The sequence below is a fragment of the Paraeggerthella sp. LCP19S3_G8 genome (genome assembly GCF_052119225.1).
GTDB classification, from domain to species: domain Bacteria; phylum Actinomycetota; class Coriobacteriia; order Coriobacteriales; family Eggerthellaceae; genus Paraeggerthella; species Paraeggerthella hominis.
In genome coordinates, this window is sequence record NZ_JBQKFQ010000001.1 from 106,679 (window position 1) to 126,301 (window position 19,623).

General features: G+C 64.0%; 22 protein-coding genes. 11 read left to right on the forward strand and 11 right to left on the reverse strand.

What is annotated here, in order from left to right; translation table 11 throughout:
• Position 1 precedes the first annotated feature (1 nt).
• Complete coding sequence (locus ACTQZK_RS00475) at positions 2 to 700, forward strand: cytochrome b/b6 domain-containing protein (RefSeq protein ID WP_114565880.1); 699 nt, start codon at positions 2 to 4, stop codon at positions 698 to 700.
• A gap of 119 nt (positions 701 to 819) precedes the next feature.
• Here ACTQZK_RS00475 and ACTQZK_RS00480 read toward each other — a convergent pair whose 3' ends face one another.
• Complete coding sequence (locus ACTQZK_RS00480; protein ID WP_441897920.1) at positions 820 to 1,377, reverse strand: NADPH-dependent FMN reductase; 558 nt, start codon at positions 1,375 to 1,377, stop codon at positions 820 to 822.
• 97 nt (positions 1,378 to 1,474) lie between these two features.
• On the opposite strand from ACTQZK_RS00480, the gene ACTQZK_RS00485 reads away from it, so the two are divergent.
• The 6 genes from ACTQZK_RS00485 (at position 1,475) to ACTQZK_RS00510 (ending at position 4,972) form a co-directional block, all read left to right on the forward strand.
• Complete coding sequence (locus tag ACTQZK_RS00485; protein ID WP_441897922.1) at positions 1,475 to 1,903, forward strand: viscotoxin-A3; 429 nt, start codon at positions 1,475 to 1,477, stop codon at positions 1,901 to 1,903.
• Entirely contained in the window at positions 1,900 to 2,451 is a 552-nt protein-coding gene (locus ACTQZK_RS00490) for a hydrogenase maturation protease (protein WP_258552546.1), read from the forward strand. Before ACTQZK_RS00485 ends, ACTQZK_RS00490 begins: the two co-directional genes overlap by 4 nt.
• A 160-nt stretch (positions 2,452 to 2,611) precedes the next feature.
• Entirely contained in the window at positions 2,612 to 3,034 is a 423-nt protein-coding gene (locus ACTQZK_RS00495; RefSeq protein WP_441897923.1) for a DUF488 family protein, N3 subclade, read from the forward strand.
• Between the two features lie 174 nt (positions 3,035 to 3,208).
• Positions 3,209 to 3,898: a TetR/AcrR family transcriptional regulator gene (locus tag ACTQZK_RS00500; protein ID WP_441897925.1), complete on the forward strand. Its 690-nt coding sequence runs from the start codon at positions 3,209 to 3,211 to the stop codon at positions 3,896 to 3,898.
• Positions 3,895 to 4,443, forward strand: a complete 549-nt coding sequence (locus ACTQZK_RS00505; protein WP_114565875.1) for a flavodoxin domain-containing protein — start codon at positions 3,895 to 3,897, stop codon at positions 4,441 to 4,443. Before ACTQZK_RS00500 ends, ACTQZK_RS00505 begins: the two co-directional genes overlap by 4 nt.
• 112 nt (positions 4,444 to 4,555) lie before the next feature.
• On the forward strand, positions 4,556 to 4,972 hold the full coding sequence (locus ACTQZK_RS00510; protein ID WP_441897927.1) for a PaaI family thioesterase: 417 nt from the start codon (positions 4,556 to 4,558) through the stop codon (positions 4,970 to 4,972).
• A gap of 19 nt (positions 4,973 to 4,991) precedes the next feature.
• Here the strand turns inward: ACTQZK_RS00510 and ACTQZK_RS00515 are convergent, their stop codons facing one another.
• Together ACTQZK_RS00515 and nth are read right to left on the reverse strand one after the other, a co-directional pair.
• A complete protein-coding gene (locus ACTQZK_RS00515) occupies positions 4,992 to 6,134 on the reverse strand; it encodes an aldo/keto reductase (protein WP_114565873.1) in 1,143 nt (380 codons plus the stop codon).
• Positions 6,135 to 6,192: 58 nt separating this feature from the next.
• Entirely contained in the window at positions 6,193 to 6,855 is a 663-nt protein-coding gene (nth, locus tag ACTQZK_RS00520) for an endonuclease III (protein ID WP_441897930.1), read from the reverse strand.
• A gap of 170 nt (positions 6,856 to 7,025) precedes the next feature.
• On the opposite strand from nth, the gene ACTQZK_RS00525 reads away from it, so the two are divergent.
• Genes ACTQZK_RS00525 through ACTQZK_RS00535 form a run of 3 tightly spaced genes read left to right on the forward strand, consistent with a single transcriptional unit; the run spans position 7,026 to position 11,828 of the window.
• Positions 7,026 to 7,352, forward strand: a complete 327-nt coding sequence (locus ACTQZK_RS00525; RefSeq protein ID WP_441897932.1) for a hypothetical protein — start codon at positions 7,026 to 7,028, stop codon at positions 7,350 to 7,352.
• Positions 7,353 to 7,368: 16 nt separating this feature from the next.
• Positions 7,369 to 10,854 carry a transcription-repair coupling factor gene (mfd, locus tag ACTQZK_RS00530; protein WP_441897933.1) on the forward strand — a complete coding sequence of 1,162 codons (3,486 nt, stop codon included), beginning with the start codon at positions 7,369 to 7,371 and terminating at the stop codon, positions 10,852 to 10,854.
• The gene (locus ACTQZK_RS00535) at positions 10,851 to 11,828 is read left to right on the forward strand and encodes a DMT family transporter (RefSeq protein WP_441897935.1); all 978 of its coding nucleotides are present in this window, start codon (positions 10,851 to 10,853) and stop codon (positions 11,826 to 11,828) included. Before mfd ends, ACTQZK_RS00535 begins: the two co-directional genes overlap by 4 nt.
• Here ACTQZK_RS00535 and ACTQZK_RS00540 read toward each other — a convergent pair.
• The 3 genes from ACTQZK_RS00540 to ACTQZK_RS00550 all read right to left on the reverse strand — a co-directional run bounded on the left by ACTQZK_RS00540 (position 11,825) and on the right by ACTQZK_RS00550 (position 13,412).
• Positions 11,825 to 12,475, reverse strand: a complete 651-nt coding sequence (locus tag ACTQZK_RS00540) for an SdpI family protein (protein ID WP_441897937.1) — start codon at positions 12,473 to 12,475, stop codon at positions 11,825 to 11,827. The two genes, ACTQZK_RS00535 and ACTQZK_RS00540, sit on opposite strands and share 4 nt — an antisense overlap.
• On the reverse strand, positions 12,432 to 12,740 hold the full coding sequence (locus tag ACTQZK_RS00545; RefSeq protein WP_441897939.1) for an autorepressor SdpR family transcription factor: 309 nt from the start codon (positions 12,738 to 12,740) through the stop codon (positions 12,432 to 12,434). Before ACTQZK_RS00545 ends, ACTQZK_RS00540 begins: the two co-directional genes overlap by 44 nt.
• 96 nt (positions 12,741 to 12,836) lie before the next feature.
• Complete coding sequence (locus ACTQZK_RS00550) at positions 12,837 to 13,412, reverse strand: DUF1697 domain-containing protein (protein WP_441897941.1); 576 nt, start codon at positions 13,410 to 13,412, stop codon at positions 12,837 to 12,839.
• Here ACTQZK_RS00550 and ACTQZK_RS00555 point away from each other — a divergent pair.
• Complete coding sequence (locus ACTQZK_RS00555) at positions 13,302 to 14,381, forward strand: dipeptidase (RefSeq protein ID WP_441897942.1); 1,080 nt, start codon at positions 13,302 to 13,304, stop codon at positions 14,379 to 14,381. The genes ACTQZK_RS00550 and ACTQZK_RS00555 overlap by 111 nt on opposite strands.
• Before the next feature lie 100 nt (positions 14,382 to 14,481).
• Here the strand turns inward: ACTQZK_RS00555 and ACTQZK_RS00560 are convergent, their stop codons facing one another.
• The 5 genes from ACTQZK_RS00560 to ACTQZK_RS00580 all read right to left on the reverse strand — a co-directional run bounded on the left by ACTQZK_RS00560 (position 14,482) and on the right by ACTQZK_RS00580 (position 19,615).
• Positions 14,482 to 14,883: a PaaI family thioesterase gene (locus tag ACTQZK_RS00560; RefSeq protein WP_441897943.1), complete on the reverse strand. Its 402-nt coding sequence runs from the start codon at positions 14,881 to 14,883 to the stop codon at positions 14,482 to 14,484.
• Positions 14,884 to 14,966: 83 nt separating this feature from the next.
• On the reverse strand, positions 14,967 to 16,019 hold the full coding sequence (locus tag ACTQZK_RS00565; RefSeq protein ID WP_441897944.1) for a hypothetical protein: 1,053 nt from the start codon (positions 16,017 to 16,019) through the stop codon (positions 14,967 to 14,969).
• Between the two features lie 54 nt (positions 16,020 to 16,073).
• Positions 16,074 to 17,171: a 4Fe-4S dicluster domain-containing protein gene (locus ACTQZK_RS00570; protein ID WP_441897945.1), complete on the reverse strand. Its 1,098-nt coding sequence runs from the start codon at positions 17,169 to 17,171 to the stop codon at positions 16,074 to 16,076.
• Complete coding sequence (gene gltX, locus ACTQZK_RS00575; protein WP_441897947.1) at positions 17,164 to 18,657, reverse strand: glutamate--tRNA ligase; 1,494 nt, start codon at positions 18,655 to 18,657, stop codon at positions 17,164 to 17,166. Before gltX ends, ACTQZK_RS00570 begins: the two co-directional genes overlap by 8 nt.
• A 199-nt stretch (positions 18,658 to 18,856) precedes the next feature.
• Positions 18,857 to 19,615: a lipoprotein intramolecular transacylase Lit gene (locus tag ACTQZK_RS00580; protein ID WP_441897949.1), complete on the reverse strand. Its 759-nt coding sequence runs from the start codon at positions 19,613 to 19,615 to the stop codon at positions 18,857 to 18,859.
• Between the last annotated feature and the right edge of the window lie 8 nt (positions 19,616 to 19,623).

Genomic DNA, 19,623 nt, shown 5'->3' on the forward strand with positions numbered 1-19,623 from the left:
CATGGCGCACTTGGCACATTATCGCGAAGCGCATCCGATGCCCTTCGTCATCACGCACTGGATCAACCTGGTTGCGATGGTCCTGTTGATCGTCACCGGCTTCGCTATCCACTTCCCGTTCTGGCCGCTCTTCATGGGCATTGCCCGCGGCGTGCATGTGTTCTGCGGCTTCGTGCTGTTCATCAACTGCATCGTGCGCGTGCTGATGGCGTTCTTCGTCAAGTCCGCTCCGGACGGCGGTACGCGCTATCAGGTTACGGACTACAAGACGTGGCTGCCGCAGGCTGACAACCGTCACCAGCTGGGCGCGTGGATCAAGTACTACCTGTTCCTGAAGAAGGACCATCCGCTGGGCGCCAAGCTGGGCGTGCCGCAGAAGATCAGCTACCTGATGATCCCGATCCTTATCATCGTCATGTTCTACACGGGCCTTGCCCTGTGGGCTCCTACGATGAACCTCGGGTTCTTCGCGGCTGGCACCGACCTGGTGGGCGGCCTCATGTCGATGCGCATCATCCACTACTTCATGATGTACATCTTCATCTGCTTCATGCTCATCCACATGTACCTGGCCAACATCGAGGGTATTTCCCCGACGCTGCTCATGTTCTTCTGGAAAGAGCACGGCGGCTTGGTCTACGATCCCGAGAAGCACACGATCGTGGGCGAGGACGACCTGCATCACAAAGAGAAGGCGTAAGCGCTCTTTGTCGAAAGCGGTATGACGTACGAACCGGGCCGGATCCCTCGAGGGGTCCGGCCCGGTTTTTCATCGGTGGCGGGCTTCTCGCGTGTGCGTGCTCGTCCTTGTGCTTGCGCTTACCGCGCGGCTTCGATGAAGCGGACGAAGGCGTCTGCCTGTCGTTCCAGGTAAGGAGCGGACGCGTCCAGCTTGAGGACGCCGTCTTGGGCTTGCGAGCCAACGTACGGTATGCAGAGGCGGGGCTTGTTCATGACGCGCGCGTTGAGGTAGTTCAGCATGCCGGCAAGCTGCTCTTGCGCATGCTCGGCGCCGCTCATGCCGATGCTGGCTCCTGAAAGGGCTACGGGCTTGCCTACGATGACCGGCCCTTCCGTTGCGCTGACCGGCCGTGAGAGCCAATCGAGGAGGTTTTTGAGCGGCCCGGGAATAGCGTGGTTGTATTCGGGGCTGAACAGCCACACGCCGTCGGCGTCGCGAACGGCTTGCCGTACGCGAGCGATGGCAGGAGGCTCGAGGTGCTCGGAGTCTTCGTTCATAAAGGGGACGTCGTCCCAGTTCAGAATGGTGAACGTTACGTCGGGGCGTCGCTGTTTCAGCAGTTCGCCCGCCGCCTGCGCAGCTTGGAGATTGTAGCTGCCCACGCGTCTCGACCCTACGATGGCAAGTACGTTCATGTGCTCTCCTTCCGCTTTGCCGGACCCTCCCGTAGAAGGGTGCTTCCTAGACTATAATGGCAGGGAATCATCAAGGTTTCGAAAAGGATACCGAACTGTGGCTGAATTAACCGAAGAGCAAATCGCGCAAGAAGAGAAGTTCTTGGAAGGCGTGCCCCGCGTCAACGTGGGCGCGTTGTTCCTTCCTCCCATCTGGGGGCCGGCGCACGGCATGTGGGCCACTATTCTGTTCTACCCCCTCTGGCTGTTCGCGGACAACACGTTCTATGCGGCGTTCGCGCAGCGCACTCCCTTGGCCATCGGCGTTGCGGTTCTGGTGCTGCTGACGTTGACGGCCGGGACGGTGGCGTTTTCCATCGTGGCCCAGCCGTTCGCTGCGCATCGGGCGGCCAAACGGGGCGTCGACAAGGAAGCGTACTTGAAGCGCGAGTGCGTTTGGGCTGTTGCGAGCGTGATCGTTGGGCTGTGCATGCTGGCTGCGGCGACGTACTACAACCTGGTCGTGCGTCCGACGATAGGGGCGTGACGGCTGTGATGGCGGATGATGCTGCGAAGGGCTGCGACGACGCCCGTGCTTTGCGTTCCATCGCGGTTCTGTGCGTGGGCAACAAGCTCATGCTCGACGACGGCGTGGGGCCTGCCGTATACGAGGAGCTGATCGAGCGCTACGAGATTCCCCAGAATGTGCAGCTGTTCGATTTGGGGTGCCTCAGCCTTGACATGCTCGATTCCGTTCGCGCGTTCGACATGATCATCACGGTGGACGCCGTGGACGGCACCGATGCCGAGCCGGGCACGGTGTTTCGCTTCGAGCCCGATGCCATGGCGCGCCGAAGCGGAGCCAGCGCATCGCTGCACGACCTCAAGCTGATCGACCTGTTCGATTCCGCTGCGCTTCTGGGATACCGGGCGGAAGGCCTGTGCTTGGGCATGCAGGTGGAGAACGCCTCGCCCGCCGTGGTGACCATCGGGCTGACGCCGCGCGTGCATGCGGCCCTGCCGCTTCTGGTCGATACCGTGGCGGGGGAGCTTGCGCGCTTGGGCTCGCCGCTTTCTCCGAAGACGCTCCGCTAGCGTTCATTCTGCGCATCGCTGCGGGGTGGCGGCGCGTCAACGCGGCATCTTCGATTCGGTGACGGTCGCCTGGTGCTTCTCCTGCGTGCGGGGATGCGCGCTATCGTTTTCGAGAAACGGTAGGATCGCGCGCTGCGCGGTTAGAAGGAGATGCACGTCTATGCTTATTCACACGATCAGCGCGTACGAAACTTCGGCAGAGGATTTTTTCGGTCGTTTGGCCGACTGGCGGGTCGACATGCTGCTTGATACGCGCCTGAAGAACACGAACCAGCTTTCCGGTTTCACTAAACGCGATGACTTGGCGTTTTTTGCTGACAAAGTGGCGCATGCGCAGTATGCGCACGACAAGCTGTTCGCTCCGGCTCCCACTATGCTCGAGCGCTACCTCAACGGCAACATAGGGTGGGAAGCTTACGCGAGCGCCTATCGAGCCGACATGGAAAAGCGCGCGGCGGTCGCGCGGTTCTTCGAACGGTACGGCGATTTCGAATCGGTTGCGCTTGTCGGCACGGCTACGCGCAAGCGCCGCTCCCATACCGAAGTGCTTGCGGACATGCTTCGGGAGGTTTTGGAATCGTAGGCGCCCATGCGCCGTTCGGCTTGGCGCGGAAAGGGCGCGGTTCTGGGGTCGGCGTGCGGATCGGTCCCGACGGCTGCACCCCTCTGCCGCTTCATCCAATCCGTCTTCTTGTAAAACTAGCACTTGCTTGGTATTATACTAGCAAGTGCTAGTTTTACTTGAGGGGAGATCATCATGCCGGAAGGCAAGCGGGGCGCGCCGACGCGCGACCGGATACTCGACGAGGCGTTCGGGCTTTTCGCCGATCGCGGGTTCCATGCGGTTTCCGTTCGGGACATCGCGGCGGCCGCGGGCATCAAGGACGCGTCGCTGTACAACCATTTTCCTGGAAAGCAAGCCCTGTTCGACGCGATCATCGCGCGCGAGCTCGACCGTTTGCGCGCGATGTTCCAGCCGAAGGGCGTCCTGTTCGACGTCGAGGACGACCCGCGGGAATACGACCCGTCCGATCCCCGTGCGCTTGAGAGGCAGGTGCATGAATCCGTCAGGCCGTTTTTCGAAGATGCTTCGCTGCGGCAGCTGCGTCGCCTGCTCGTTATCAGCCAGTTCGAGAGCGAGGACGCTGCGCAGGCGTACCGCCTTGTGTTCATCGAGCGCCCGCTTGCCTTGCAGCGGTCGGCTTTCGAACATGGAATGGCAACGGGGACCCTGCTGCGCGACGACGCCGCACGGATGGCACTGGAGTTTCAAGGCCCGGTGTTTCTCATGCTGCATGCTAGCATGACCTGGGACGAAGCGAAACCGAAGGTGAGCGCGCTCCTGGCGTCGTTCCTGCGGCGCTACGGCGCGGCGGGGAAGGCTCCTGCGGGCGCCGCTGCGCCTTCGGGTTCTTCGGAAGCAGCTGATGAAAGAGGACGCTCATGACGTGCTTGGTGGCATACGCATCTCAAACCGGGTTCACGCGCGCGTACGCCGAGTGGATCGCGGACGATCTGGAATGCCGGGCCGTTGCGTACGGTCAGGCGACCGACGAAGACGTGGCGGCGTGCGACGTGGTGGTCATGGGAGGGTGGTTCCATGCGGCCTCGCTTGCCGGAGGATCGTGGCTGAAGCGCATGCGCAAGGCTCATCCGAACGTCCGCTTCGTCGTGTTTGGCGTGGGCGCGACTCCTGTAGAGTGGACCGATCAGGTGGAAGAGGGCTTGGCCCGCGCGCTGCCTTCGCCGGACTTCGACGACGTGCCGCGCTTCTACCTGCGCGGAGGCTTCGACTACGCCAAGCTGGGCCTACGCGACAAGCTTATGATGAAGCTGTTTCTCAAGGCTCAGGAGAAGGCGGCGCAAAGCGACGAGCGAGCCGCTGCGATGCTGGAGGGCATGCGCGAGGGCTTCGACGGCACCGATCGGGATGCCATCGTCCCCGTGGTTGCCTGCGCGAGGTCGCTGCTGGACGAGGCGGTGCGACCGTAGCGCCGCTCCGTGCGGTGCGCGCGCTGCGCGCTGTGCCACGCCGACGCGGGATTGCCCATCGTGGCGCTTAGCCGGCCGCCGTACAATGGGCCGGACGGAAAGGAGCGTGCGCATGGTTCGATACGATGCGGCTATCGCGGATGCGATGATGGTGAACGTAACGGCTCAAAAAGAACTCGAGAGCCTGGAGATATTCGAAGCCGAGCGGGGGCGCGTGGCGTTTCGGCTCGACGTGCCGCAGGAGGTGTTGAACTATCACGGCACCATCCACGGCGGCTTTTTGGCGACGTTGTGCGAGATCGCCGCAGGCATGGCCACGTATTCGTGCGGCGTGAGCAACGTGGCTTTGACGAGCTCGGTCAACTTCGTCAAAGCGGTGGGGGTCGGCTCCCTTGTCGTAAGGGCGAAGACGTCCCACGAGGGTCGCAGCACGGTGATCGCGCATTGCCGGGCCGAAACGCCCGAGGGGCGGTTGGTGTGCGAGGCCACGTTCACGCTGTTCGTGCTCGGACCGCTTGAGCGGGCATAGCGGTCCGAGCATCCGGGCGCTACCCCAAGAGGAGCGCGATCTTCTCCATGCGCTCGGCTATCGGCACGCCGAAGGGGCATCGGGGCTCGCAGGCGCGGCAGGCAATGCAGTCCGCAGCCGTGGCGTCGAGGGCGTCGTAGTGCGCCTTGACCGATGCAGGGGCCTCGCCTTGGACGGTCGCCAGGTCGTAGAGCTTGTTCGCCATGGCTATGTCGATGTCGGAGGGGCAGGGGGCGCAATGTCCGCAGTAGGTGCACTGGCCGTAGTAGGCATGCTTGGGAGCGCTTGCCAGAACGGTCGCGTAATCCTTCTGGGCGTCGCTCGCGGTTTCGTAGCGCACGGCGTCGGCAACGTGCGCTGGCGTGTCGAATCCGGCTAGGATGCTGGCTGCGGCGGGCCGGGTGAGCGCGTAGTGGATGCACTGGATGGGCGTGAGGGCCACGCCGAACGGCGAAGCCTCGGCGCTGAACAGGCGCCCTCCTGCGTATCCTTTCATGATGGTGAGCCCCACGCCCTTCCGTTCGCAAAGCGCGTAGAGCTCGGCTCGAACGGGGTCCATGCCTTCGAGCGCGTCGTCATAGTCGAAGGCGAATGCCGTTTCCAGGCTGGTCGTGGCCGGCAAAAGGTCGAAAGCCGGGTTCACGCTGAACATGATGACCTCGATCTTGCCCGAGCGCGCCGCCGCCTGCGCCACGTCGGGGCGATGTGTGGACAGTCCGATATGGCCGATGACGCCGCTTTCCTGGAGCTCGTGCACGTAGGCGAAGAACGGTCCGTTCATGATCTGGTCGAACTCGGCAAGGTCGTCCACGTAATGGATCATGCCCACTTCCACGTGATCGGTTGCCAGGCGCGCGAGTAGGTCTTCGAAGGCGTTGCGCGCAAGGTCGAGGTCGCGCGTGCGCACGTACTGCCCGTTTTGCCAGGTGGATCCAATGTGGCCTTGGATGATCCAGCGATTCCGGTTGCCTGCGATGGCCTTTCCCAGATTGCTGCGCACGGCGGGCTCGGCCATCCAGCAATCCAGGATGTTGATGCCGGCTTGCATGCAGGCGTCGACGACGGCTCGCACCTCGCTGGCGGACTTGCGCTCCATCCACTCCGCTCCGAACCCGATCTCGCTCGCTTCCAAGCCGGTGTTGCCCAGTTTGCGATAGCGCATGTGGTTTCCCCCTTGTTGCTCGATTCCTTTTCGGGCGTCGTTTCCCGTCCGCCCGAGCCTACGCTTTGCCGCAGTTGGGGCAAAGGTTGCAGATGAAGCACTCGCCGCATTTCGGCCGCCGTGCGATGCAGGTTTCGCGGCCGAACAGCACCCACTGGTGGTTGATGGGGCCCCACCATTCGCGAGGATACAGCTTGAGCAGCGCGTCCTCGGTTTTCGCGGGCGTGTCGGCGGAGGGTCCTGCAAGCTTGAGCTTGTGCGCGATTCGGAACACGTGCGTGTCCACGGCGATGCCTTCGACAATGCCGAACGCCTCGTTGAGCACGACGTTCGCGGTTTTGCGGCCCACTCCGGGAAGCTTCTGCAGCTCGTCGATGTCGCGCGGGATCTGGCCGCCGTACTCGGACACCACCAGCTGCGCGCACTTGACCACGTTCGCGGCTTTCGTGCGGTAGAACCCGATGGTGCGGATGATCTCTTCGACGTCGGCTGGGTTGGCGGACGCCAGGTCGGCTACGGTGGGGTAGCGTTCCCAAAGCGCCGGCGTTACCTTGTTGACGCCCTTGTCGGTGGTTTGGGCGGACAGCAGCACGGCGATGGTCAGCTTGAACGGGTCGCCCCAGTAATGCAGCGCGCATTCGGCGGCGGGGTAGTGCTCGTTCATGCGCTGCGCGATTTCGATGGCGCGCTCGCGCTTCGCTTTCACGGTTTCGCGGGGCAAGGGATCCTCCTTTGCAGGATGCGATTCGGATGCGGTCAAGTATAGTGAACTTTCGGGTTGGTGTCTGCTTGCAAGACGGGCTGCGGGTGTTTTGGCTTCGTTGGCTGGCTGGTTTCGAGATCGTGTCAAATCGAACGAGTTTTGCTGGTCCTCAATCAAGAATAAAGCGGATGGACAAGTCTTTGACCAGGCATGATGAAAAACGTCCCTCGATCATTTTGCTCAGGAAGGCGAAAAACCGCCGCAAAACTCGCTCAATTTGGCAGCGGTTCGATCCGCCGGTGCGGTCGACCTGTTCGCGGGCGGGCGAACGGCAGGCGAACGGGAGCGGCTTGCGGCTTGCGTCGATGTTCTTTGTTCGGTTGCGGCCGGTTGCCCGCGCCTTCCGCGCGGGCTTTAAGGTACACTGGTCGACGCTCGTGCGCGCGCTGTGCGACGGGCGCATACGCAACAAAGCTGCAAGCCGCCCATCGCGGCTTTTCGTGCTGCTCGGATAGAGAAAAGGGAACGACCATGCTCATCGACTCGCTCACGTTCGCATTGGAGAAATCCGGGTGCCTTGACGCGTTTTGGGACAAGCTGGATGCGGGTGAGGACGGCGCGCTCGGCGTGGCGAACTCGGCGCGCCCCTTCCTGATTGCCGCCCGTTTCGCGCACAAACCGCAAACGACCCTGGTCGTGGTGGCGGGCGAAGACGCGGCGGTGTCGTTCGCGCGCAGCGTGGCGGCTTATCTGGGCGACGAGCGTGTCGTCCGCTTTCCCGAGCGAACCGACTATCCGTTCAATCCCAAGCCCAGCGACGCGAGCATCGTGGCGCGCCGCATGGAGGCCGTGCATGCGCTTTCGACCGGACGGCCGGTCGTGGTGGTGGCAAGCGCCCGCTCGCTCGTGCGCATGCTGGCTCCGGCCGGCTCGTCGGTTGCGACGCCGGTTGTGTTCGAGGCCGGGAAGGAGCTGGGCGCTATGGAGGGCGCCGACGCGGCGGGCATCGCTTCCTTCGAGGACGTGGCGCGCGCTTTGGAGGAGCGCGGGTACCGCAACACCGGCGAGCTTGACGGGCCGGGCACTTTCGCCGTTCGCGGGGGCACGATCGACGTGTACCCGGGAAACCTGGTGTACCCGGTTCGGTTGGACTTCTTCGGCGACGAACTGGACGAGGTGCGGCGCATCGTACCCTCCACGGGCCAGACCATTCAGGCGCTTGCGCGCGTGGAGGCGTATCCCGTGATGGAGTTCTCGTGCTCGAAAAGCGCTCTTGCCCGAGCCCGCAAGAAGCTCGAACGCCCAGCTCAGACGAATGCCGCTTTACGCGATGCGCTGGAGAAGCTGGACGGGGGCCTGCGCTTCGACGGGTCGGACATGCTGCTGCCCTACCTGTACAACGAGACCGTGACGCTGGGCGCCTATCTTCGTCGCGACGCGCTTTCGGTGCTGGTGGAGCCGCGTTCCCTGTTCGACGACATGACGCATGCCTACGACGACATCACGGGTCGCGCGAAGGGCACGGGCATCGCCCTCAAGGGGCTGTACGCCGAACCCGGCGCGGTCAGCTTCGGGGAGGGCCAGCGCGCAACCTACGTATCCATCATGCGCGTGGGCGGGCACGTGGACGACGAGCTTCCCGTGAAGCGCGTGGAGGTAGCGGGGCATCCCGACAAGCTGTTCGGGCGTTTGCGCAGCTTGGTGGACACCGACTACACGACGGTGTTCAGCGCGCCGAACTTCCGGGCGCGCCAGGACATGAAGCTGGCGTTCGTGGACCACGGCCTGCCGATCCAGGAGACGCTTGACGTCGAGCAGGATCCGAACGAGACGGAAGGCGCGGCCAAGCGACGGTTGCGCCGCGGCGTGGTGAACGTGGTGGACGTGGACGTGCCGCTGGGCATGATCATACCGAAGGCCAAGCTTGCGGTGATCAGCGTGTCCGATACGCAGGGCGCGTCGACGGCGCGTCCGAGCAGGCACGTCGACATCACGGAGATCACGTTTCCCTACAAGCCGGGCGATTACGTGGTGCATGCCGCCCACGGCGTAGCCCACTTCAAGGAGCTTGTGCGCCGCGACGTGGACGGCACGGCGCGCGACTACCTGCTGTTGGAGTATTCGGAAGGCGACAAGCTGTACGTGCCGGTGGAGCAGTTGGACCGCGTGACGCGCTACGTGGGTCCGGAGGGGGCGAGTCCGCGGCTTACTCGCCTGAACACGGCCGATTGGTCGCGCGCCATGAAGAAGGCGCGCGCCGCCACGAAGAAGCTCGCCTTCGATCTGGTGGACGTGTACGCGCGCCGCGCCACGGTGCAGGGCTACCGTTTCGAGGCCGACACACTGGCGCAGCGCGAGATGGAGGAGGCGTTCCCGTACCAGGAGACTCCCGACCAGCTTGCCGCCATCGCCGACGTGAAGGCCGACATGCAGTCGGCCAAGCCGATGGATCGCTTGGTGTGCGGCGACGTGGGCTTCGGCAAGACCGAGGTGGCCCTGCGCGCCGCGTTCAAGGCGACTCAGGATTCGAAGCAGGTGATGGTGCTGTGCCCGACCACCATTTTGGCGCAGCAGCACTACACCAACTTCAAGGAGCGCTGCGAGCCGTTTGGCGTGACGGTGGAAGTGCTCTCGCGTTTCCGCACGCCGGCCCAGCAGGCGGCGGCGCTTGCGGGCTTCGCCGACGGCAGCGTGAACGTTTTGGTGGGAACGCATCGCCTGCTCTCCCGCGACGTGAACCCGCACGATCTGGGCCTGGTCATCATCGACGAGGAGCAGCGTTTCGGCGTGGGCCACAAAGAGCAGATGAAGAACCTGCGCGAATCCATCGACGTGCTGACGCTTTCGGCAACGCCCATTCCGCGCACCATGCAGATGTCGCTTTCGGGGGTTCGCGACATGAGCCTGATCCTCACGCCGCCCGATGAGCGGCGCGCCGTCGAAGTCCACGTGGGCGAATGGGACCCCGACGTGGTGAGCGCCGCTATTCGGCGCGAGCTGGCGCGCGGCGGGCAGGTGTACTACGTGTCGAACCGGGTGCGCTCGATCGACGAGGCCGTGCGCCGCGTGACGGCTGCCGCGGGCGAGGCGCGCGTGGGCGTGGCTCACGGCCAGATGACGCGCGAGCAGCTGGAGCGCGTCATGGAGGACTTCAGCGCTGGCGAGCTCGACGTGCTGGTGGCCACCACCATCATCGAGAGCGGCATCGACAACCCGCATACGAACACCCTCATCATCGAGGACTCGCAGCGCTTGGGTTTGGCGCAGATGTACCAGCTCAAGGGCCGTGTGGGCCGGTCGTCCACGCAGGCGTACGCCTTCTTCATGTTCCCCGAGCACATGGAGCTTACCGAGGAGGCCGCCGCGCGCCTGACGGCGTTGAACGAGCATACCGACTTGGGCAGCGGCATGCGCATTGCCATGCGCGATCTGGAGATACGCGGAGCGGGCAGCCTCATGGGTGCCGAGCAGTCGGGCAACATGTCCGCCGTCGGCTTCGACCTGTTCGCGCAGATGCTCGCTCAAGCCGTGACGGCTACGCGCGAGGGCGACCTGAAGGCCGTCGATCAGCTGCCGCCGGCCTTGTCCGACATCACGGTGAACGTGCCGGGCCATACCTACCTGCCCGAGGACTACGTGCCGGAGGCGGACGAGCGCGTGCTGTGGTACCGCAAGATCGCGTCGGCGGCGACCGAGCAGGCCGTCGAGGACGTGTACCAAGATATGGCCGACAAGCGGCCCGATATGCCGCAGGCCGCGAAGAACCTGTTCGAGAAGGCGCGCATCAAGGCATTTGCGAACGAGCACCACATCAGGACCGTTTCGGTGACGGCGGGTCGCTTGGTAGTGGAGCCGATCGACGTGTCGCGCGACCAGATGACGCCGCTGCGCCGTGCGGGCGGACGCTACCTGGCCGACAAGCGCAAGCTCCAACTGCCCCTGCGCTATTTCAAGCTTGACGAGGGCGACAACCTTCTGGGGCCGGTCGCCGAGTTCCTGAAAGAGCTGGCGAAGTGACGGGCGAGGCCGTGCGGGCGGGCGAGGCGTTTTTTCGCCAGCGTTTCTGGCGCGGGATCGCGGCTGCTTTGGCGGGCGCGTCGCTGTGGGGGTTCTCGGGGGCGTGCGCGCAGTTTCTGATCGCGGGGTACGGGGCTTCTCCCGCGTTCATCACGGCGGCGCGTATGCTGGGAGCGGGCTTGCTGTTCTTGGCGGTGCTGCTGGTTCGCCAACGCGCGCACGTTCTGACGATGCTGCGCGATCGGGTGACCTTGGCGCGTTTGGCGGTGCTGGGCGTGGTGGGGCTGTATCCTTCTCAGATCACGTACACGATCGTCGTCGAGTACACGAATGCCGGCACGGCTACCGTGCTGCAATGCATGGGCATCGTGTTCGTCATGCTATATGCGTGCTTGTCTGCAAGGAAGCTGCCGCAGCGGCGCGAGCTGACCGGTTTGGTTTTGGCGATGGCGGCAACGTGGCTTATCGCCACGCAGGCCGATCCCGGAGCGTTCGCGGTGCCGGTTGAGGGCCTGCTGTGGAGCGTTGCCAACGGCTTGGCGGTCGCGTTCTACATCGTGTACCCGAAGCGCCTGTTCGCGCAATGGGGAAGCTTGCCCGTAACAGGGCTGGGCATGTTCGCGGGCGGGTTAGCGGCGTTTGGAATGTGGCTGGCGGGCGCGGCCTGGGGCCAGCCGCCGGTCGTTCCCGGCTTCGACGCGGCCGGCTGGGCGGTTGTCGCGGCGATCATCGCGGTGGGCACGTTCGCGGCGTACGGTCTGTATTTGCATGGCGTGTCGGTGGTGGGTCCGGTGAAGGGCAGCCTGCTGGGGACGATGGAGCCGCTGGGCGCTACGGTGTTCGCGGCGCTTTGGCTGGGGACGGTGTTCACGGGCGCCGATTGGGCGGGCTTCGTGCTCATGATAGCCATGATCTTCCTGGTCACGGGCGAGAAGCCGCAACCGAAGGGCGAAGCAGCTGATACGCCCTATTAGCGCTTCTTCAGCTCTTGGCGATAGATGACGTAGGAGCCGACGATGGCGGCGACGAATCCCGCCAGCAGCACCAGCAGCACTGCCGGGGTTACGAGGTGCGCGGGAAGCACCAGTCCGAGCGAGACCATCGCGATGCCCATGAAGATGCCCACGTACCCGCCGAAGCGCTGGCTGCGCCGCCAGGTTTCCGGGCTGGCCTCGCTCCACGGCGTGCGCAGGCCGAAGAAGGGGTTGCGGTCCGCCTTTGGCATGAGGTTTCCCGCCACGACGCAGAGCGCGCCGCCGACGACGGCTGCCCAGCGGCTTGCGCTCGGATCAGGCTTGGGCAGTGGTGCGCCGTCGTAAAGGAGCGCCTTCGTGAGGAAGAACAGTATCCACCCCAGTACGAACGCCTCGAAGGCCACAGCGCCCCACGCCCAGCGGCGCTCCTTGCCCAGCGGCGCGTTCTTGGAGGCCATTACGACGAGCATGCCGCAAAGCGGAAAGACGATCGCCACCAGAAACTCGTACTTGCTACCCAAGCGGTCGGGCTCGTTCATCGCGTTGAAGTGCACCGGCACCTGGTCGGGCATAAAGTAGATGAGCGCAGAGGCAACCAGGACGTTACACGCCGTCAGGATGTACGTTGCTGTGTAGAGTCTCTTCATTGCTCGCCTCCTTCAGATTCATCATCCATAAGAGTGTTTCTTCGAGCACCGAGGCTTTCAGTTCGTAAAATACGAATTTACCCTCCCGATAGTCGCGTACAAGGCCTGCGTCTTTCAGCACCGAGAGATGCCGGGATACGGCGGGAGGGGAGATGTCGAATAGTTCAGCTATTTGGCCGGCTGGCAGCCGGCCTTGTTTCAGGTGCTCGAGAATCGTACGCCGCACCGGATCTGACAACGCTTTGAGCGTTTCTTGGATTCCCATGCCTAAACCTCTTATCGCTAACGCATAACATATAAGTTAATTGTTACATGTTAAGAGGGCGCGTGCAAGAGGGCGGGTGATAATGCGGGAAAGCAATCACATCCCGGCCAGTTTCCTGACGGTGTTCGCCGTCCTGATCGTCAGCTTGCCGCCTATGCGCGCACTCGCGGTCTTCGACCACCACTTGGTCTTGCGGTACTCTTTGCGATCGAAGGACCAAAAGATAGCGTTCCGGTAATGCTCTATCCGCTCCAGCCCTTCTTTGGGCTCTCCTATTTCGTGGAGGACGTCGGAAAACGCGGCGGGCGGCATGATGAAGATCAAGTTATCGTAGATTTCTTTATCCGCGCCGCCCCACCAGGCAGGCGCGTTTTGCAGAATATCCTCAAGGGCTTCTTTGGGCATGCAAAGGACGGGGATAGCGAAGCCAAAGCAGCTGCGCATCATCGTCTCGATTCGATCGTTGCCTATTGAAAGCGTGCGCGCAAGGGGCTTTGCAGCGGTACAATAGCAAGGCTTTGATGCGATTCGCGAGAGAGGAGCGCGGCCGTGGGGCTGTTCATGACGTTGGGAGATGCTTCGCCTGAGGAGGCTGCCAAGCTGTGGGGAGACGACGTCTTCCCACAAGCGAAGGATGCGAATCCTGATCGCTTGCGCGTGTTCGACCTGCATTGCGATACGCTCGATCGCCTGGCGCTTTCGGGCGATCCCGGGGTTCCGGGCGGGTTCGCCGAGCATGATGCGGCAATCCCTCGCTCGCGCATGAGCTCGCTGGAGGACAACGCCGCCCATGTTTCGCTTGCGCGCACCGCGCCGTTTTCTTGGTGCCAGTGCTTTGCAGTGTTCGTCCCCGACCAGCTGCAAGGCGATGCAGCGTGGGCGCTGTTCGAGCGCGTGAGAAGGTTTTGGGAGGCGTCTTTGGAGCGCCATCGCGATGCGATCGCGCGCGTGCGCGACGTGCGCGAGATCGAGGATGCGTTTGCGGCGAGCAAGACCGCCGGGATGCTCACCGTGGAGGGCGCGTCGTTTCTGCAGGATGACGGAAAGGCGTCGGCGCGCCTTGACGCGTTGGCGGAAGCCGGGGTGCGCATGGTCACCCTTACCTGGAACGGCCGGAATGCGTTGGGAAGCGGCAACGAAACGCTTGACGGATTAACTTCGTTCGGGGGCGCGTGCGTGCGCGAATTGGAAGCGCGCGGCATCGTGGTGGACGTTTCCCATCTGAACGAGGCGGGTTTCAGGGACGTATGCGCGATAGCTTCCCGACCCTTCGCCGCTTCGCATTCGAACGCGCGGGCGATATGCGACCATCCGCGCAACCTGGAGGATTGGCAGTTGCGCGAGATTGCCGACTGCCAAGGCATCGTCGGATTGAATTTCTGCCGGGACTTCCTATCGGACCTGCATGCCGATCCTTCGCCTGACGACGTGCTGCGTCACGTCGATCGCATCTTGGAAACGGCAGGGGAGGACGTGCTTGCGCTCGGTAGCGACTACGACGGCTGCGACGTGCCCAGCTGGCTCGATCCATGCGATCGCGTCGCCGACTTGCACGCGCTGCTCGAGCGACAGTTCGGGCCGAACGTTGCCGACAAGGTGTTCTTCGAAAACGCGCGCGCCTTCTTCGACCGCATGGAGTAGCGGCCCCGCCCGAAACGCCGGTTCGATTATCTTCGGATAAGTAGCGTTCTGGTGGTGCGCCCGAATTCCGAGCGCTTCCGTGGCTTCCGGTCGCGCTTGCTTATCGGTAGCACGTAGCCGTCATGCGCGCGATCTGCTTGCCCAGGTCGTCCTCGACGACAACGGTGTAGAAGGCCAGGTGACTGCCTGGCTTGTCGCATGTGGCAGTCGCGGTCAGCTTCGACCCTTTCGTCGAGCGGAGGAAGCTGATGGCATGGTCTACGGAAACGGTGGGCTTTTCGCCAATGTTGCAGGCTATGGCCAAGGTGAAGTCCGCCAACGTGAAGATGGCTCCGCCCATGACGCTTCCCATTGCGTTTCGGTGCACGTCCGACAGCTCCATGTCGCACACGGCTCGTCCCCTGCATCCTTCGACCACGCGGCAGCCAGCTGCTTGGGTGGCGAAGCGATCGTTCTCGAACACGGCTGCGATTTCTTCAAGGGAAGGGTTTTCGGAAAGCATGGGCGTCTCCTTTTCCGGGTGCTCGATGCGAACGCCCCGACGAAGCCGGGGCGTTGCGAGGTTGCGTCAATGTGCGGTCGGGTTTATTCCGCGGGAGTTGCAACGGCGGCGTACAGCTCCAGGTAATCGCCGTCCGTCACGGTAACGGTTTGGGATCCCCCTGCGATCACGTACTTCGTCTGCGTGATGGAATCGCTGTCGAAGTCGAGATCCTTCATGACGAACGCCGCGCTGTCCTGCGATGCGCTCGCGGACGCATCGGCGCTCACCGTGACGGTGTACGTTCCGGCGGGGATATCGACTCCCACGCGGTACAGCCCGTTCTCGTAGGGAGCCGCAGGGGCGAAGCTCGCCGCCTTGCTCGGGTACATGCGCAGTTCGTCTTTGCCGGGCAGGAAGGCGATCGCGTCGCCGGCCTCAAGCTGTGCGAAGTAGTTGCCGAAATACGAGACCGCCAGCTCAAGCGAATAGGTTCCCGTGTCGTCGTCGCGATCGAACACGTAGTAGGTGCCCTCGGCATCCGAGCTTCCTTCGAGGAAGTAGAGTCCCGGCTCGATGTCCTTTCCCGGGCCTATCTGGTACACGCCGGCTGTGCAGCGACCGTCCTCGACGGTGCTCGGAAGATCGCCCACCGCTTTCTCGATATCCTCGAGCGTAAGCCCTTCGTAGCGGCTGGTGCCGTAGTCGTCCGGGTTGCCGTTTTCGTAGGAATGGTTGTACCCGTATCCCGGTCCGTCGTAGCGAGGGTCGAACGAATCGTTGTAGCTGCGATCGAAGTACAGGGCTCCGCACGCTACGCAGCCGACGCATCCGCCAATGCCCAAAACGAACGCCAGCAGGCACCCGCAGAGCACCCAAGGCCATACCTTCTTCTTTTGCGGTGGCTGCGCGGCGGCCGGGTAGGCCGGGTAGGGAGGCTGCACGGGGTACGGGGGCTGCGGCTGCGGCGGCTGGCCCGCCGACGCGTAGTGCGGCGAGGGCGCGCCGGCGTAGGGGGATTGCGGCTGCTGCGGCTGGGGGCCGCCGTATGCCGGGGGCTGCGGCGGCTGGCTCGTGCTGCTGTAGGGCTGCTGGCCATAAGGCGGCGCGGGCTGGTCGTTTTGCTGGTCGCCCTCGGGGCGCTCGGGTTCGTTCATGTGACCCTCCTGAAACTCTTCGTTGCGGCGTGCGGTGACGTGTCGCGGGCTTTGCTAGGCTTGTTCGCACCCAGCTTCTTCGGTAAGGAAAACTTCGGCGCTTTCCTCGATCAATTGCACGGCTCCTTGCGCGCAGGCGCTTACGCACAGGCCGCAGCCTATGCAGTAGCGTGCATCGAAAGCAAGCGTCCCGTCTGCGGGGTCTGGGTAGCGCGCGCCGGTTGGGCAGACGGCCGCGCAGTCAAGCGCGTTCGTGCACAGCGCACGGTCGGTGCAGGATATGACAACCGGTACGTTCGGGGCGATGGCGGGCTCGCGGTCGATGGCTTCGAGCAGCATGCGCCGTTTGGGATGCATGGTCTGCTTCGTGTGTCCTTCGGGGGCGAAGTCGTTGAACTGCGGGCTTTCGTTGAGGTTGAGCCGCGCTCGCGCCCGTGCGCGCTCCTTGCGCTCGTAAAATTGCTGCAAAACGTCCGAGTTGCGCAGACGGCGCTTGCCCGAAGCGACGTCTGCCACGTCGGCCGCCAGATTCGTGAACGCGCTGCGTCGATCGACCCCTTCGGGATTCGCCAGATCTTTGACCAGGTTCTCCTTTTCGGGGATTGTTTCAAGGTAGCCCACCTTGCGTCCCGTCCACTGCTCCGCCGTGGCAATGGCGTGCGTGAACAGCATTTCGCCGAACTCTCCCGCCCGGTCGCAGTCGGCGCAGTAGGCCAGGTCCCCCGCGATGCTCACGGGGATGTTCTCGGCCAAAACGAGCGTCCAGAACTCCGGGGAAAGCGTGGCCAGGCAGGGCAGCACCACCACGTTGGCGGCAGGCTGAAATCCGGGGAAGATGTTCTCCTTGCAGGTGATCGCCACGTCCTCGCCGCGCAGGGCGATGCGCCGCACACGGGCGTGCAGGTCGATCATCGTCACGCGCGTGGAGGTGAACGCGTCGCAGATTCCCAGGCAGATGCCGCAGTTCGTGCAGGCTTGCGCATCGATGACGGGCAGTTCCTCGGAGCTGAATTCAATGGCGCCGTGGGGGCATGCGCGCGCGCAGCGATCGCATGCCGAGCCCCGGAATCGCGTGCAGAAATCCCGCAGCACGAGAATGCGCTGCGGGTGCACGGTCCGCTCATCCTGCGTGTTGTCGGCGACCTCAGCCACCGAACGCCTCGCTTGCCACCTGGTCGATGCGCGCAAGCACGTCCTCGCGCGGCAGAAGTTCGATGCTCTCGAACAGCGGCGGCGACACCATGTTGCCGCATACGGCCACGCGCAGGGGCTGGAACAGCAGCTTCGGCTTCAGTTCCAGCTGCTCGCCCACGGCGCGGCATGCTCCCTGCAGCGCTTCGGCTTCCCAGGCCACGCTTTGGTCGGCAAGCACGCCGCGGCAGGCCGCCAGAGCTTCGTCGGCGCGAGCGCCCTCCTTCTTGAGCACCTTGTTGACGCTCTTTTCGTCAAGCTCGCGCACTTCGGGTCCCCAGAACATGAAGCCCAGCTTGGAAACCACGTCGTCGAGGCGCGTCAGGCGTTCCGCCACCAGGGGATACAGCCCCAGGTAGAACTCGGCGCGCGCAGAGATGTCCTCCGGCGTGGCGCCCAGCTCCAGCAGCCAGGGAAGCGACGCCTGCACCCAGGCGTTCGCGCCCATGTCCTTGATGTACTGGCCGTTCATCCAGTCCAGCTTCGTCTCGTCGAACACGGCGTCTTTCTTGGTCACGCGGTCCAGGCTGAAGAGCTCGCACAGGGTGGCACGGTCGATGAGCGTCGTCTCGCCGTCGAGCGACCAGCCCAGAAGCGCCAGGAAGTTCACCATGGCGTCGGGCAGGTAGCCGCGCTCGCAGAACTCCTCGACCGAGGCCGCGCCGTGGCGCTTCGACAGCTTCTTGCCGTCCGGCCCCAGGATCATCGACAGGTGCGCGAACGTGGGCACGTCGAAGCCGAGCGCCTCGTAGATGAGGATCTGGCGCGGCGTGTTGGACAGGTGGTCGTCGCCGCGGATGACGTGAGTGACGCCCATGTTCGCGTCGTCGCACACCACAGCGAAGTTGTAGGTGGGGGAGCCGTCCGTGCGCACGACGATCATGTCGTCCATCACTTCGGCCGGGAAGCTCACGTGGCCGTACACGGCGTCGTCGAACTCGATGGGGCCGTGGTTCTCGGGCACGCGCAAACGCCACACATGCGGCTCGCCTGCGGCGATGCGCGCAGCTGCGTCAGCGGGGTCGATGCAGCGACAGGTGCGGTCGTAGCCGGCGTAGCCGCCTTCGTTCGCCTCGGCTGCGGCGCGCTTGGCGTCGAGCTCTTCTTTCGTGCAGAAGCAGGGGTACACGCTGCCGCGCTCTTTCATGAGTTCGAGCGCTGCGGCGTACGTGTCCATGCGCTGGGTTTGGAAGTACGGTCCGGCCTGGCCGCCCACCTCGGGGCCTTCGTCCCAGTCAAGGCCGAGCCACTTCATGGCATTGAGGATGACCTGCACGTTTTCTTCGGTGGAGCGCTCAGGGTCGGTGTCTTCGATGCGCAGGATGAAGTCGCCGCCCATCGCGCGGGCGAACGCCCAGTTGTAGATGGCCGTACGGGCTCCGCCTACGTGCAGCCGCCCGGTAGGCGACGGGGCGAATCGAACGCGAACTTTCTTCTCGTCTGTCATAGCCGTGGTAATCCTCCAGTTGAATAACGTCATGTTCAAGCCGAAGCGCGGGCTTCGGCGGTGCTTGCAAGTATAGACAACCCGAAGGCCGGAGCAAACCGCGGCTGGCCCATCCTCACTCAAAATGCTCGACCGAGCAGCAGCAGGAAGCTGCTCGCGCACGGGTCGCGCAGCGCCGAGAACCTCGCCGTCCGCTTTCTTAACGGGGAAGGCTCCGGCGCCGCAGCGCCGTTCCCGCGAGCACGGCGATCAGGGACAGCGCGCCCGTGACCGTCAGCCAGACGGCCCCCATTCCCATCCAGAATGCGGGCGGGTACATGGTGATGAGCAGCGACTCGTACGAGAACGTCCAGGTTCCATCGGCGAAGAACAGCGAGTGGAACGCGGCGAAAAAGCCGTTGAAGTCGACGACCACCCAGGCGGCCAGCGCGGCGAACACGGCCAGCACGACGATCCCCGCGCAGGCCAGCGCGCCGCCCACAGCCCGTTTGCCAGCGCGTATGCCCAGGTAAACGCAGAACGCGACAGCGGCGAGGGCAACGGCGGCAAAAGCGACGCCCGCTGCCGCTATCACGCGGTGCACGTCGTCGAGGTGCGAGAGCGCTTCGGGGTTGAGCGTGTAGGCGTCGGGCGCGGCGGCAAGGGCCGTTTCGTCGGCTTCGGCGTAGGGCGTCTGCGCGTTACGGTTGACGTCGCGCAGCATGGCGAACACGGCTTCCCGGTCGTTCGACCCCACGGTGTAGTCGCGCGTCGCGACGGCGGCTTGCACCAGGTCGTCGTGCGAGAACGGCGTCGACGGGTTGTCCGCGCCGCTGAACATGCCGGCCAGCATGCCGGTGGTTTGCGGCAAGCAGCACGCGCCGAGCCCCGCCGCTACGAACGTGACGGCTAGGGCGATGGCGGCAATCCCCTGCGCAAGGCCGTGCTTGGCCCCGCGCCTTGTTTCGTGCGATGGCATCTTCGGCT

Excerpts from the sequence above, each read along its gene's own strand:
- gltX (WP_441897947.1), bottom strand. The coding sequence starts at position 18,657 with ATGACAGACGAGAAGAAAGTTCGCGTTCGATTCGCCCCGTCGCCTACC.
- ACTQZK_RS00580 (WP_441897949.1), bottom strand. The coding sequence starts at position 19,615 with ATGCCATCGCACGAAACAAGGCGCGGGGCCAAGCACGGCCTTGCGCAG.
- ACTQZK_RS00505 (WP_114565875.1), top strand. The coding sequence starts at position 3,895 with ATGACGTGCTTGGTGGCATACGCATCTCAAACCGGGTTCACGCGCGCG.
- mfd (WP_441897933.1), top strand. The coding sequence starts at position 7,369 with ATGCTCATCGACTCGCTCACGTTCGCATTGGAGAAATCCGGGTGCCTT.
- ACTQZK_RS00480 (WP_441897920.1), bottom strand. The coding sequence starts at position 1,377 with ATGAACGTACTTGCCATCGTAGGGTCGAGACGCGTGGGCAGCTACAAT.
- ACTQZK_RS00560 (WP_441897943.1), bottom strand. The coding sequence starts at position 14,883 with ATGCTTTCCGAAAACCCTTCCCTTGAAGAAATCGCAGCCGTGTTCGAG.
- ACTQZK_RS00550 (WP_441897941.1), bottom strand. The coding sequence starts at position 13,412 with ATGCAGGTCGAACACGCGCAAGCGATCAGGATTCGCATCCTTCGCTTG.
- ACTQZK_RS00565 (WP_441897944.1), bottom strand. The coding sequence starts at position 16,019 with ATGAACGAACCCGAGCGCCCCGAGGGCGACCAGCAAAACGACCAGCCC.
- ACTQZK_RS00545 (WP_441897939.1), bottom strand. The coding sequence starts at position 12,740 with ATGGGAATCCAAGAAACGCTCAAAGCGTTGTCAGATCCGGTGCGGCGT.
- ACTQZK_RS00515 (WP_114565873.1), bottom strand. The coding sequence starts at position 6,134 with ATGCGCTATCGCAAACTGGGCAACACCGGCTTGGAAGCGAGCGAGATC.
- ACTQZK_RS00475 (WP_114565880.1), top strand. The coding sequence starts at position 2 with ATGGCGCACTTGGCACATTATCGCGAAGCGCATCCGATGCCCTTCGTC.
- ACTQZK_RS00555 (WP_441897942.1), top strand. The coding sequence starts at position 13,302 with ATGACGTTGGGAGATGCTTCGCCTGAGGAGGCTGCCAAGCTGTGGGGA.
- ACTQZK_RS00510 (WP_441897927.1), top strand. The coding sequence starts at position 4,556 with ATGGTTCGATACGATGCGGCTATCGCGGATGCGATGATGGTGAACGTA.
- ACTQZK_RS00540 (WP_441897937.1), bottom strand. The coding sequence starts at position 12,475 with ATGAAGAGACTCTACACAGCAACGTACATCCTGACGGCGTGTAACGTC.
- ACTQZK_RS00525 (WP_441897932.1), top strand. The coding sequence starts at position 7,026 with ATGGACAAGTCTTTGACCAGGCATGATGAAAAACGTCCCTCGATCATT.
- ACTQZK_RS00500 (WP_441897925.1), top strand. The coding sequence starts at position 3,209 with ATGCCGGAAGGCAAGCGGGGCGCGCCGACGCGCGACCGGATACTCGAC.
- ACTQZK_RS00495 (WP_441897923.1), top strand. The coding sequence starts at position 2,612 with ATGCTTATTCACACGATCAGCGCGTACGAAACTTCGGCAGAGGATTTT.